The organism is Bacillus sp. SIMBA_074 (assembly GCF_046534555.1).
Taxonomy (GTDB): Bacteria; Bacillota; Bacilli; order Bacillales; family Bacillaceae_G; genus Bacillus_A; species Bacillus_A mycoides.
This window is the reverse complement of the sequence record NZ_JAWRYM010000365.1, coordinates 1-284: the sequence shown is the minus strand read 5'-3', so window position 1 is coordinate 284 and position 284 is coordinate 1. Positions and strand designations below refer to the sequence as shown.

The 284-nt window shown below is 36.6% G+C and carries 1 protein-coding gene; it reads right to left on the bottom strand.

What is annotated here, in order from left to right:
- Positions 1-53: 53 nt before the first annotated feature.
- Positions 54-284 (bottom strand): hypothetical protein (locus tag SB773_RS31185; RefSeq protein ID WP_410594146.1); only part of this gene is annotated, 231 nt, incomplete at its 5' end.

The following is a 284-nucleotide window of genomic DNA, read 5'->3' as shown; positions in this document are numbered from 1 at the left end:
ACTGCATAAAAAAGAGCATGTTTTGATCAAAACATGCTCTTTTTTATATTCCGTTAGCAAAATAAGGGGGCAACCGTTAACATTAGCACCGAGAAGCAAAGCAGGATTGTCGTTGTCCTGTTTGAGAGTTTTACTTGTTTGCCATTTTTATAGAACCCTGAAAATTGAAGCCGGTTTTTATAGAGTACATAAAGTAATGGGAAAATTGCCATAGCAACAATCCATCCGCCTGCGGTATTCTCAACGGTTATACCAAAAATCGCATAGATTGAATTAATGATGAA